Raw genomic sequence first — 13,020 nt, 5'->3', positions numbered from 1 at the left:
AAGTTCTTTTTTATAGCATCATATATCCCATCTCATGATCCAACATTTAATTTTTGCGATTTTTCTACAAACTGACATCTACGTTTTATGCTAAATTGGCACTTTTAAAAACACCAATCCTTTGCTAAGGTTATCAGTAATTGATGAAATTGATTTAGGGAAAGTACCTACACGCTCTCTAATTATGTACTAGTAGAAATAACGGTATCCATAGTAAAGTTGCAATACAATTAATCTGAATATTCAGTTATCAATGATTAAAGAATATGGTAACCTTACGCTACATACCCAATACCTATAAAAAAAGATAAGGAAGGTTAATGACTATGCAAAAAACAACAAGTTATTCAAATGCACGTACTTTTAATTTAATTTTAACATCGATGTTAATTGCACTTGTATTCGTTGCCACGCTCTTGTTAAATATCAAACTACCTATTACGGCAAATGGCGGGTTAGTTCATCTCGGAACAGCTATGCTCTTTATTGTATCCATCTTATTTGGGCCTAAAAAAGGTGCCATTGCTGGTGCCGTTGGAATGGGGTTATTTGACTTAATCTCCGGTTGGACATTGTGGGCACCATTCACTATTTTAACGCGCGGCTTGCAAGGCTATATAGTTGGGAAAATTGCCTGGTCAAATGGTCGCAACGGACGTAGCATGGGTTTCAATCTTTTCGCTACCATCATTTCGGTACCTTTTATGATAGCTGGATATTACATTTGTGAAGGAATTATATTTAGTAGTTGGATTGTACCGGCGGCTTCTATTCCCGGAAACATTGTTCAAAATGTTGTAGGTATCTGTGCGGCCATTCCAGTTTGTGCAGTACTGAAAAAACTTCCGTTTTTTAAATAGTTATTAGAAGGATATACAACAACACAAATAGTATCTTATAAACATTATTTTTAATTAAGCTCCAAACTAAAATGCACTCATTTACTTATAATACGCTTAACTGTAGCCTAACTGTAAATTTTTAAAAAAAGAACCTTTGATCAATCCAAAGATTGATCAAAGGTTTTATGTTTTATTTCATTTAGTATCTTTATTTCCATATCCAAGAATTAATTATTATCCTGCAAGTCCTCGCTTAGACGAAGTGCCTGCGCTGTTGAATTGTGAATTTCTTGGAAAAGCTCTGGGTTATTCGCTAGTGATACGCCATAAGAAGGAATCATTTCTTTTATTTTCGGTTCCCACTCTTTTATTTGTTGCGGGAAGCATTTATTTAATACCTCAAGCATGACGTGAACAGCAGTAGAAGCACCCGGAGAAGCACCTAGTAATGCGGCAATTGAACCATCGGCAGCGCTTACAACTTCCGTACCAAATTGAAGCGTTCCTTTACCTCCTGCTTCAGTATCTTTAATAACTTGTACACGTTGGCCAGCAACTACAATATCCCAATCCTCGCTCTTAGCGTTCGGGATAAACTCACGTAACTCTTCCATACGCTGTTCTTTCGATAACAGAAGTTGTTGGATCAGATATTTTGTCAATCCCATTTCTTTAACTCCTGCAGCCAATAATGTAGTAATATTATGTGGTTTTACAGAAGCAATTAAATCCATATTTGAACCTGTTTTTAAGAACTTAGGTGAGAACCCAGCAAACGGTCCAAATAGCAACGATTTTTTGTTATCAATATATCGTGTGTCAAGATGCGGAACAGACATTGGCGGAGCACCAACTTTAGCTTTCCCGTATACTTTTGCATGATGTTGCTCAGCAACTTCTTGGTTTTTACATACCAAGAATAATCCGCTGATCGGGAATCCACCAATGTGTTTACCCTCAGGAATACCTGTTTTTTGGAGTAACTCTAGACTTCCTCCGCCAGCTCCAAGGAAGACAAATTTCGCTTTATGATATTCCATTTTACAACCATCGATATCATGTACTTTTAATTCCCATGAACCATCTTTAGTACGCTTAATGCCTTCGACACTATGTTTGTAATTGATATCGACATTTTGAGTTTTTAAGTTATCGAATATCATACGCGTTAAAGCACCAAAGTTAACATCCGTTCCAATGTCCATTTTTGTTGCTGCAATTGCTTCATTCGCTGGACGGTCTTGCATAATAAGTGGAATCCATTTTTTCAATGTTTCCGGATCATCAGAAAATTCCATGCCTTGGAACAATGGATTCTTTGTCATTGTTTCATGACGTTTCTTTAAAAACTCTACATTTTTTTCGCCTTGTACCATACTCATATGAGGCAATGGCATGATAAAGTCTTGAGGATTGCTAATCAGATTATTTTTTACAAGATAAGACCAAAATTGTCTTGAAAGTTGAAATTGTTCATTAACGTTTATCGCTTTGCTAATATCAATAGAGCCATCCGATTTTTCGGAAGTGTAGTTAAGTTCGCACAGTGCAGCGTGCCCTGTTCCCGCATTATTCCATTCGTTAGAGCTTTCCTCTCCCGCGTCTGCGAGCTTCTCAAATACTTTGATTTCCCATTCTGGTGCTAATTCTTTCAGTAACGATCCCAAAGTCGCACTCATGACTCCGGCACCAATTAAGATAACGTCTGTTTTATTCTGACTGTTGCTCATATTAACCTTCCTTATCTCCTAAAATTTTCAAAAAAGATGTAGGCGCTCATGCTTAGGCGTCATAGCAAGACAAGGTACAACCTAGGAAGACACCTTATCTATATTAATCATTATTCTATCCTAGTCTATCAAAGTTATGAAACAATTAAAACAGGTACTACTATTTGATAGTTATATGCTATTTAAAAGCTAGTAAAAAGTCCTTAACTGAGCATCTTGCAAAAATTTAAGCTTTGTTATGCCTCCACCAGTGGCCAAAACTCTTCTGAATTGCACTGCACTAGTCAATTTAGATACGGAAAATGTTCCCCTTCATTTATAGATATTTAGAATAAAGTCATATTCTAGAGTTCTGAAATCTCCACAGTTTCAGTTACTTAATAAACCTAAAATAATACATTGAACCTATTATATAACATATTAAAAAAGTTATGTATCCGTTATCATTACTTATGAAAAAGCCTCTAGGATATTTTCATCCTAGAGGCTCGTACTTTGTGCATGATATATTATTATTAATTTGATTCAACAGGTATTTGTATTTCCGTTATATTGTAGTGGAAGGCGGCGACTCCAGCGTGAATAGCGTGAGCTGAAGGCACCGCAGGAGCGAAGCGACGAGGAGACTGAAGCTATGCCCGCGGAACGCGTCCGTCTGAAACGGAAATCAATTCATGAAAAAAAGAATCATCTCGCAGTCACTAAATGATGACTTAGGAGACAGCGCTTTCTAAAACCGCACCTACTTATGATACGGTTCACCCTTCATAATCCTAAAACTTCTATATATCTGCTCTACCAACACTAATTTCATCAACTGATGGGGTAATGTCATTTTACCGAATGACTGTTTTTCGTTTGCTCGCTTTAAAACGTCATCATGTATTCCAAGTGAACCGCCGATGACGAAGGCAATTTTACTTTTACCATATGTCATAAGTGATTCGATGTCTTTGGACATTTCTTCGGACGTTTTCATTTTTCCATTGATGGCAAGAGCGATGACGTGAGTGTCAGGTGAAACTTTAGCTAAAATGCGTTCGCCTTCTTTTTTCTTAACAATTTCCATTTCAGCTTCGCTTAATTGTTCGGGTGCTTTTTCGTCTGGGACTTCAATGAGATCGATTTTTGCATAGGCGCCAAGTCGCTTGACGTACTCCTCAATCCCCATCTTTAAGTACTTTTCTTTTAATTTCCCAACGGTAATAATCGCTATATTCACAAGTTATCCACCTTCACATTAAATTTACAAACACGTTATCCACAGAAGTTATACACATATCCACAAGGTAAATCAATATCTTGTGTACGCTCATTCGTTCGCCACAACATATGTTGCTCCCTCTTCACAATAAGCACAACTTGTGGATAACTTTTCTTCCTCTGTAGCCATTTCAAATAATGGGACCTCTTTTTGTTCTGCCACGAACATGTCTAAAGCGTGTCCTATATGCGTTTCACAGCTGTATATTTTCAAAATATTTCATCCTTTCAATTTTCGAAATTTCCGCAAACTTATGCACAATTCGGTCAATGTTATCCACAGTCTATTGTAGCAAAGGAAAAGCGAGTAGGAAAGTCGTGGTTTCACGTTTCCTACTCGCCTGTTGATACGTTAGTAATTAAATTCTATTATCCACAAGATTAGCTTGTTGGACTATTCGTTAAAGTTAGTTCTTTTTCAATTATTTCCCCACCTCTGTATGCTTTAACTTTCAATTTATCGCCAACCTTTTTCTTATTGTATAAATGTTTTCGAAGTTCAATTGAATTGTCTACTTTTTGACCATCGATTTCAACAATGACATCGTATTGTTCTAAACCTGCTTTTTCAGCTGCTGAATTTTTAACAACGCTACTAATTACAATACCTTCAGTTATTTCTGCCGGTAATTTTAAAGTACGAGTTTGGTGGAATGCAGGAACATTTGTTAAATCAATTAATGATACGCCCATCGATGGTCGTTCTACCTTACCAGATTTTTGTAGCTCATTAATTACTGGTATTGCAGAGTTGATCGGAATAGCAAAACCTAATCCTTCAACAGTTGACTCAGCAATTTTCATTGAATTGATACCTATCACTTCACCTGCAAGATTTACAAGAGCTCCTCCACTATTCCCTGGGTTAATAGCTGCATCTGTTTGTAATACCTCTGCTTGCCAGTCTGGCTCATTATCACCGTTTAAATCAACTGGTACTGTACGGTCCTTGCCAGAAACGACACCTGTTGTAACAGATCCCGAAAAATCAAGCCCTAATGGGTTACCAATTGCAATAACTGTCTCTCCTTGTTTTAAAACGTCAGAGTTACCAAATGTAGCAACTGTATTTACCTTCTTACTTGAGATTGAAATAACTGCTAAGTCTGTCCAAACATCGCTACCGATTAGTTTTGCTTCTGCTTTAGAGCCATCTGCCAATGTCACTTCTAATTGCTTTGCGCCTTCAACAACGTGATTATTTGTCACGATATACGCTGTGTCACCAACTTTTTTATAAATGACGCCTGAACCACTGCCAGCTTCTTGAGTAGTTGGTTCTGCTTGGCTCCAAAAATCCTGTGTTGATTCTTGAATATTTGTAATACCAACAACTGCTCCCGCGACCTTTTCAACTGCTCCAGTAACATCCGTTGTTACCTCTGTTGTTACCTGCTTCGTTGTATTATTACCTGTACCGATTGCCCCTGAACTATTTGGTAAACGATCTACCATCGATGGCATCAGTAGCCAAACAAGCAAAGCACCAATAATAACACCAATTAGTCCACTAAAAAAATAACCTGCTCTGCCACTTCTCTTTTTAGAACGACTTCTATCTTCTCCGTTAATGTTATCGTAATATCCCATACGTATCATCCCTCCGCTGTTTATCTGATAGTTATACTATATCTTTCGAAGATTAAAATCAGATGAAAATGGATTAAAAATCAGTTCAAAATTCTTTACTTTATTTTTCATCTCCGTAGCATATATTTCCCTATAAGTGCATAAAAAAACCTCCCTTTTTAAGAGAGGTTAAAAATTATTATACTGTTACAACTTTAGTAGGTTCGTCTGCATCAGTATCTAATAACGTTACAAATTCACCTGGCATGATTCCACATGATTGCAACGTTTGAGATACACTCATACGTGCCAAATCTTTCATATTATTATCTTTACTCAAATGGGAAAGATAAATACGTGTTGGTTTTTGTTCTACAACTTCGCTCATAGCAACAGCAGCATCTTCGTTTGATACGTGTCCTACATCACTTAATATACGACGTTTTGTAGACCAAGGATAACTCCCCATTTGTAGCATGCTTACATCATGATTACTTTCAAAAACAAAGGAATCAGCACCTTTGATAATTCCTTTCATCCGATCACTGACATAACCTGTGTCTGTAATAACTACAAGTTTACGACCATTTTCATGGAAAGTATAAAACATAGGATCCGCAGCATCATGAGAAACAGCAAATGATTCGACATCTAATGAGCCAAACGATTGCACTGTTTCCATATCAAATTGGAAGCGTTGTTCTAATGGAATATTACCCACTTTGTCATCCATTGCAGCCCATGTTTTAGCGTTGGCGTAAACTGGAACATGATATTTACGTGCTAAAACACCCACGCCTCTTATGTGATCAATATGTTCATGCGTTACAAAAATACCGCTTAGTTTTTTTATATCGCGATCAACTTTTGCAAAAAGCTGCTCCATTTTCTTGCCTGTTAGACCCGCATCTACAATAAATGCATGGTCCTCATTTTCTACATAAATAGCATTACCCGTACTACCACTTGCTAATACACTGAACTGCATAGTAAAGACTCCTTATTCACTTTCTAATTCTTTATTTCGATCTAATTTTTTATCATTTTCTATTGCTTGCATATCGATAACTTGACCATCTACCGCATTAACGAAATAATCTGCTTCGTCACCCTCCGCAAACTCAACACGGATATGCCATGTTGGCGCAAGAACTTGTGTTTCTATTAAAGGCGCAAATGTATAATAGCCAAGCTGTGGTTTATTAATTTTCGAATCTTGCTTTAACAATCCTTTTTCATATAGTACTTTGATTGCTTCACTAGCAGTGAAGACCGTACTTTTCTCACCAAATGCATCTAGTGATTCGAACATCGTTTGTTCATAATCTGTCACTGCTAAGTCTTTATTCCAATGCAATGTTACCCTCGCATTTTTATTAAAATAGATTACACGATTGTCAATTTGTTGGAAAAAGGTTGCCTCTCTCTTTTCCTCATCTATACGCCAAAGTGTATACGTTTCTCCTGCATACACATACTTTTGCATAAATTCTGCAAAGCTCGTGGCATCATTAATATTTCTAAGTGCTATTGGTTTTTCAAATTTTAAAGTCCGAATAGAACCATTTGTGATGTCATAATGCTGATTACCCATTTTCTTTAAGTCGGTAGGTTTGAAACGCTTGATTTGACCAGACATATATGAAATTTTTTCATTTTTAGCAGGTAAGCCTTTAACCGTAATGTTCTCATCCTCTAAGCGCTCTTCTAACGATGCTTCACCAACTTTTTCAACATCTTGGTCCTCATTGTATCGATTGACATAGAGTGAATAAAGGAAAGCGTTTAATAATGAAAATACAATGATGAAGATTGTTTTCGTTTTACTCCAATCCAATTGGGTCACCTCCCGCAATAACAGGTGATAAATGTTCCCACTTACCATTGATACTATAGAACCACATTGGCTCCAAAGTGAATAAATTTGGATTAGCATTTTTCGTTAAATAAAAACCAGATCGTATTTCCTCAATATCTTCAAAGTTAATATCTTTTCTATCCTTTATTTTCTCTATTGCCTCTGGTCCAGACATTAACTTTCCATCATTCCTTACTAAAGGAATAGGAACTGGTTGGTAGTATGGACGATAATACTTCGAAATGCGGCCGTTACCCCAATCCCAATAAGTCGAAATTTCTGTTAAGGTAACTGATCGGTCACTAAAGACTGGCTGATCTTTTAAATACATTTGATAAGTAACCTTCTGATTCCCGTAATCTACTTCGCTATAACGGAAATCGCCTGTCCAACCACCATGCTCATTAATAAAACTAAATGTATTTAAAATAAGATCCGACTCTAACGCCTTTTCTTTGTTTTCTACTATAGATGTATTAACGAAATTGAGCGTTTTCTTTGTAACATCAATAGTCATTAGTGATTTGTCATCTGTGTACTTTTCTGTACCAGTTACTTCATCTGGACTACGTTTTACAATATTAGGGTCAGAGAAAAGAGCATTTTTATAGCTATTAACAGGATCTGGTTCAATTATATACGTGTATTTAGGCATGTTAATAGCCTTTGTTGGCAAATAGAAACTCTTCGCTCCCTCACGTTCAATTTCAAGATAATTTGGGAAGCTTTTTGCCACTGTTACGACATTAGACTGAAATTGTTTTCCGCTTTGAACTTTAATTTTAGCTTTATATAGTTTATTGTTTTTTGAATTAGCAAAAAAAACAATAAGCTCATTATTAGACATGCTACTATTGTTTAACTTATTCCAATCAATAATCATGCGATTGAATGCTGCTTCGTTTATTTTTTTATTCTGTGTGGGTAATAGGTTTTGAAGGAATACAGGGAAGGGTATTTCGCCTGTATAAAACAAAGTCATGCGATTATTCATACCTATTAGTTCATTGAGCTTTTTATCATCTAAATTATTACTTACAAGTGTCAAATCTGATAGTTCCCATTTTTTCATTTCACTTAAAATAGATTCCATCTTAACATTTTCATTTGTGCCTTTCCACTTTCCATTCATATGGAAAAGCATTCGATAGGGTTTGATAATATCTGACATTTGAAGCTGCTTACCAATTGAACTATCAAAGACCTTCGGAGGTTCGATTGTGTCATAGTTTGGTTTGTAAGTCCAAATAGAAAATGTAAGTGTAATACTCAAAAAGACAAGGACGAATAGAGCGATAGACTTTATTTGCTCAACATACTTCAATCCCATTCACCTGCCTCATCTAATTCGTATGGCAATGTGAAGAAGATCGTTGTACCATGTCCTTCCTCACTTTCCGCCCAAATTTTACCACCATGAGCATGAATCATCTCTCTTGAAATTGCTAAGCCCAGGCCAGTGCCTCCCATAGAACGTGCCCTAGCGCGGTCTACACGATAAAAACGGTCAAAGATACGCTCAACATTTTCCTTCGGTATACCCATACCATCATCAGAAATCATGACTTTTAAAATTCCTTCTTGTGCTGTTACTCCAAAGCGAATATACCCACCATCTGGTGAGTATTTTAATGCATTCGAAATAATATTATCAATAACTTGTGTAATTTTATCAGTATCTAGTTCTACATAGCATGGTGTTTCAGAGATGTGTCGTTGGAATTCGACATTTTTTGATTTAGACATTTCAAAGCGATCAATAATACGATTAAAAAATTTATTGAAGTCTACAATATCTGCATTTAACTCATATTCTCTACTATCCATACGAGATAGTTGTAATAGATCATTTACAAGACGAATCATTCGTTCTGTTTCTGTTTGCGTAACATTTAAAAAAGTAGGCGCGATATTTTCATCTCGCCATGCACCATCGGCTAATGCTTCTAAGTAGCTACGCATCGTTGTTAATGGTGTACGAAGTTCATGCGAAACGTTAGATACGAATTCACGTCGCTCCATTTCAATCTTCTCTTGTTCAGTAATATCATGTAGAACTGTAATCAGACCATTAACAAAACCAGTTTCTTTTTGGATAACAGAGAAATTTGCCCGCCAAATATAAGGTCGCTCTGGTAAACTAAAATCTAAATTCACAGCATCTTTCATATGGATTAAATCTTCAAAAGTATACTCTTCTTCTAACCCTAAAACAGAAATAAGCGGTCGCCCCATTAGTTCATCGTCTTCACTATTTAAAAGCTGTTGTGCAGGTGTATTGATTAGTATAATACGACCTTTTCGATCGGTCGCAATTACACCATCCGTCATATTAGCTAAAACCGATGCTAGCTTTCTTCGTTCACCCTCTGTTGTGGATTGCGCTTCCTGGAGCCTATTTGTTAAATGATTAAAAGCTATTGCAAGTTGGCCAATTTCATCATTGCCATAGACGCGTACTTTGCGCGAATAATTCCCTTTAGCCATTGCTTGAGCTTGTTTTCTCATATCTGATATTGGCTTCGTAATTGTTTTTGCGATGAAAATACCAAGTATAACTGTAATGGCTAAGGCAAGTGCTGTGCCTCCAGCCAAAATGCGATTGATCTCATTCATCTGTCTAAAAACACTTTCAATATTCGATTTTAAATAGACAGTTCCAATAACCTTACCATTGGAAGTAATAGGTGTAGCTACTAACCATACACGTGTTTTAGTTTGATCATCTAATGCAATTTTTTCCGTACGAGTTGGAGTAGCTATTGATTGGCGCACTAATTTCTCCGTCGCGCGCTGTCCAACGATGGACTGATTACTCGCATCAGATGTGGCTAAAATCCGATAGCTTGCATTGATAACTTGAATTTCACTTATATCTGTAGAGGATATTCCGCCTAATACCGTTTTCAAACTTTGCTCTATCTTAGGATCAGCTTCTGTTCTTTCTTTTAAAAGCTCCTCTTTAACACTAAATGTCACAAGTTTTAAACGGTCGTCAACAGATGTTTGAAAGTTTTCCTTTAATTTTTGTTCCAATTCCCGTACGAAATAGAATCCTATAATTTGCATAGCTATTAAAATTAATAGCACGTAAATAAGTACTAGTTTTACGTGAACGGATTTGAAAAAACGGACTTTCTGCATGTACTTTACTCCTGTTCAGGATTTCTTAAGTAATATCCTACGCCACGGCGTGTCACAATCCATGCTGGATGACTTGGGTTGTCTTCAATCTTCTCACGTAAACGACGGATTGTTACATCCACAGTACGTACATCCCCAAAATAGTCATAACCCCATACCGTCTGCAATAAATGCTCGCGTGTCATAACTTGACCAATATGTTTTGCTAGATAATGTAGTAACTCAAATTCACGATGTGTAAGTTCAATTGCTTCATCGCGTTTTAAAACTAAATACGCTTCTGGTTGAATGATAAGCGAGCCAACTACGATATCACTTGAAGTTTCTTCTTGCTCTTCAGTTGCTATAGTTGATTGATGGCGGCGCATATTCGCTTTTACACGGGCGATTAATTCGCGAGTACTAAATGGTTTTGTCACATAATCATCTGCTCCTAATTCTAAACCTAATACTTTATCAATTTCGGAGTCTTTTGCTGTTAACATAATAATAGGTATATCATATTTCTTTCGTACTTCACGACATACTTCTATGCCATCTCTTTTCGGTAACATGATATCTAGAAGCATTAAATCTGGTTTGATTTCTTCCACTTTCTCAAGTGCTTCATCACCATCATAGGCACAAATAACTTTGTAACCCTCTTTTATTAAATTAAATTGTAGTATATCTGCAATCGGTTTTTCATCATCTACAACTAAAATTGTTTTGTCCACATTTATACTTCCCTTCATATATGAATTGGATTTATATTATCAATTAACGTTAGTTTTCTTATATTCCACATCTTTAACTCTATCATGCTTTAGCTTTGAGTGCATCTTTTGGAATTCAATGTACACTGATATTTCCCGGGGAATAATGTTATTTTTAACCCATTTTACAAAGAACTCTATGTAAAAAAAAACAGTCCACTTGCATAATGGACTGTATCGTTCTACTTTATTTTAATACATTTAACGGGTTTAGTAATTTTCCATTTTTAGACACTTCAAAATGTAAGTGTACACCTGTTGAATTACCTGTTGTACCCATGATTCCTAACTTCGATCCTTGCGCTACTACTTGTCCCACTTCCACATCAATCGATGCCAAGTGTCCATAGACTGTTTGAAAGCCATTATTATGATCAATTGTTACTTTATTGCCGTAAGATCCATCCACACCTGCAAACGTGACTTCGCCGTTATCAGCTGCTTTAATTGTAAAACCATCCGGTCTAGCAATATCGAGTCCTCGATGTAATTCGCCCCAACGGTAGCCCATTTCACTTGAAATGTAACCACCTTCTGCTGGCCATTCAAAGCTTCCGCTCCCACGTGAAGGTACTTCTTTTGTTCCCTTCACAATCACACGTGTTTCTGCTTCTTTCATAACAGATTGAGTTATTACTTTTTCTAAAGCAGGCTCACCATCTATTTCAGTTATTACATGCCTTACTAGTTTTTTACCGTCTTCGCCCTTTTGTTTTACATTTTTCTCACCTGTTAGCATTTTTTTATCTTTTTTTATAATTGTTTTATGCTCTATTTTCTCGGACTTTATAGATTCTTTTGTTAGTTCGATATTAACCCAAGGCTCCAACTCTGCTACTTTAATGGTATTTCCAATTGTTAGAGATTTTTCATCTGTTAAATCTTCATTTAGTTTCAAAAGTTTAGAAGTTGAAAGTTTATATTTAGCTGCAATACTACTAAGTGTATCGCCTTTTTTAATGGTATAAGGTTTCTCTAGAAGCTTTCCTTTTGTTAGTAATTTAACAGCTTCCTTTGGAGTTAGTACATTAGCTGGATCTGTATACTCAGTCAAACCAGCTACTGATTGTTTGATAGAAATATCCACAATACGTGTTTCATTTTTCTTTAATGTTGGTAAAGTTTTATGATTATTTTCCATAGCATCCAACGCCTTAAGCTCTTTGGCTGAAACATACTGCAATTTAAGCTGACGAATTGTTTCATCATATGCATCGATATCTTTGACATAGGTAGCCACTTTACCATCGATAAGTAATGCAAATGCTGAAGCTTTAATTGTTAAAGCATCGTCTAGCTTTTTTAAAGTATCTTCGTCATTTGTATCCTCTTGGAAAACTTGCTCTGATATAACGGATAAATCTGGCGTATCAAGAGATAGATCATCGTATTGTGTGCTAGCCTTTTTCACTTTGTCTTCAATATGTTGATCAATTAACTTTTCATTGGATACTGCTCCAATGTATTGATCCTTAATGTATATATGATAAATTTTATGCAATTGATTGTCTTTTTGAGCATTTGCATAACCATTATTCAATCCTACTAATGAAACGAGGAATATTACGATAGTTGCTACTTTCATTGTTGTTAATTGGCAAATTCGTTTAAAAAATATAGAGTTCTCACTACTATTCCGTTTCAAACGCATGGTAAGCTCCTTTCGTTTTTTTGATATAAATCAGTTATTATTTACAAGAGTTATGTCGAAATCAAGCCTCTCTAATTTAACACAATCCAATTTCCAATTGAACATATTACACTTGATGTCACTAAAATGTATAATAAACTCCATTTATTTTAAAGTTTTTACAAATCAAGGGTTAAATTAGGTAATTTTTATATATTATAAACATTTT

The 13,020-nt window shown here is 35.9% G+C and carries 11 protein-coding genes; 1 reads left to right on the top strand and 10 read right to left on the bottom strand.

Features of this window, described 5'->3' with window-relative positions; genetic code table 11:
• Positions 1 to 326 precede the first annotated feature (326 nt).
• Positions 327 to 860 (top strand): ECF transporter S component, encoded by a 534-nt coding sequence (locus tag AMD00_RS18070; protein WP_211258675.1) that lies wholly within the window; start codon positions 327 to 329, stop codon positions 858 to 860.
• Positions 861 to 1,069: 209 nt separating this feature from the next.
• Here the strand turns inward: AMD00_RS18070 and AMD00_RS18065 are convergent, their stop codons facing one another.
• The 10 genes from AMD00_RS18065 to AMD00_RS18025 all read right to left on the bottom strand — a co-directional run bounded on the left by AMD00_RS18065 (position 1,070) and on the right by AMD00_RS18025 (position 12,812).
• Positions 1,070 to 2,572, bottom strand: coding sequence for a malate:quinone oxidoreductase (locus tag AMD00_RS18065; RefSeq protein ID WP_053418443.1), 1,503 nt, complete (start codon positions 2,570 to 2,572; stop codon positions 1,070 to 1,072).
• 742 nt (positions 2,573 to 3,314) lie between these two features.
• Positions 3,315 to 3,794, bottom strand: coding sequence for a 23S rRNA (pseudouridine(1915)-N(3))-methyltransferase RlmH (rlmH, locus tag AMD00_RS18060; protein WP_053418442.1), 480 nt, complete (start codon positions 3,792 to 3,794; stop codon positions 3,315 to 3,317).
• A 90-nt stretch (positions 3,795 to 3,884) separates the two neighbouring features.
• Entirely contained in the window at positions 3,885 to 4,049 is a 165-nt protein-coding gene (locus AMD00_RS22965; RefSeq protein ID WP_083446295.1) for a CxxH/CxxC protein, read from the bottom strand.
• 167 nt (positions 4,050 to 4,216) lie between these two features.
• Positions 4,217 to 5,425 carry a S1C family serine protease gene (locus AMD00_RS18055; protein WP_053418441.1) on the bottom strand — a complete coding sequence of 403 codons (1,209 nt, stop codon included), beginning with the start codon at positions 5,423 to 5,425 and terminating at the stop codon, positions 4,217 to 4,219.
• A gap of 178 nt (positions 5,426 to 5,603) precedes the next feature.
• Positions 5,604 to 6,392, bottom strand: coding sequence for an MBL fold metallo-hydrolase (locus AMD00_RS18050; protein ID WP_053418440.1), 789 nt, complete (start codon positions 6,390 to 6,392; stop codon positions 5,604 to 5,606).
• A gap of 12 nt (positions 6,393 to 6,404) precedes the next feature.
• Positions 6,405 to 7,241, bottom strand: a complete 837-nt coding sequence (locus tag AMD00_RS18045; RefSeq protein WP_053418439.1) for a two-component system regulatory protein YycI — start codon at positions 7,239 to 7,241, stop codon at positions 6,405 to 6,407.
• Positions 7,228 to 8,592, bottom strand: a complete 1,365-nt coding sequence (locus tag AMD00_RS18040; RefSeq protein ID WP_053418438.1) for a YycH family regulatory protein — start codon at positions 8,590 to 8,592, stop codon at positions 7,228 to 7,230. Before AMD00_RS18040 ends, AMD00_RS18045 begins: the two co-directional genes overlap by 14 nt.
• Entirely contained in the window at positions 8,583 to 10,406 is a 1,824-nt protein-coding gene (walK, locus tag AMD00_RS18035; RefSeq protein ID WP_053418437.1) for a cell wall metabolism sensor histidine kinase WalK, read from the bottom strand. The genes AMD00_RS18040 and walK overlap by 10 nt, the downstream gene beginning before the upstream one ends.
• Before the next feature lie 5 nt (positions 10,407 to 10,411).
• The gene (gene yycF / locus AMD00_RS18030) at positions 10,412 to 11,122 is read right to left on the bottom strand and encodes a response regulator YycF (RefSeq protein WP_053418436.1); all 711 of its coding nucleotides are present in this window, start codon (positions 11,120 to 11,122) and stop codon (positions 10,412 to 10,414) included.
• 226 nt (positions 11,123 to 11,348) lie between these two features.
• Positions 11,349 to 12,812 carry a peptidoglycan DD-metalloendopeptidase family protein gene (locus AMD00_RS18025; RefSeq protein ID WP_053418435.1) on the bottom strand — a complete coding sequence of 488 codons (1,464 nt, stop codon included), beginning with the start codon at positions 12,810 to 12,812 and terminating at the stop codon, positions 11,349 to 11,351.
• Positions 12,813 to 13,020: the final 208 nt, after the last annotated feature.

The organism is Viridibacillus arvi, assembly GCF_001274945.1.
Lineage (GTDB): Bacteria > Bacillota > Bacilli > Bacillales_A > Planococcaceae > Viridibacillus > Viridibacillus arvi.
This window is presented reverse-complemented; position numbering and strand designations above follow the sequence as displayed.

Bases quoted from the DNA above. Each gene is read 5' to 3' on its own strand.
- AMD00_RS18040 (WP_053418438.1), bottom strand. From the start codon at position 8,592: ATGGGATTGAAGTATGTTGAGCAAATAAAGTCTATCGCTCTATTCGTC.
- AMD00_RS18065 (WP_053418443.1), bottom strand. From the start codon at position 2,572: ATGAGCAACAGTCAGAATAAAACAGACGTTATCTTAATTGGTGCCGGA.
- AMD00_RS18050 (WP_053418440.1), bottom strand. From the start codon at position 6,392: ATGCAGTTCAGTGTATTAGCAAGTGGTAGTACGGGTAATGCTATTTAT.
- walK (WP_053418437.1), bottom strand. From the start codon at position 10,406: ATGCAGAAAGTCCGTTTTTTCAAATCCGTTCACGTAAAACTAGTACTT.
- AMD00_RS18025 (WP_053418435.1), bottom strand. From the start codon at position 12,812: ATGCGTTTGAAACGGAATAGTAGTGAGAACTCTATATTTTTTAAACGA.
- AMD00_RS18055 (WP_053418441.1), bottom strand. From the start codon at position 5,425: ATGGGATATTACGATAACATTAACGGAGAAGATAGAAGTCGTTCTAAA.
- AMD00_RS18070 (WP_211258675.1), top strand. From the start codon at position 327: ATGCAAAAAACAACAAGTTATTCAAATGCACGTACTTTTAATTTAATT.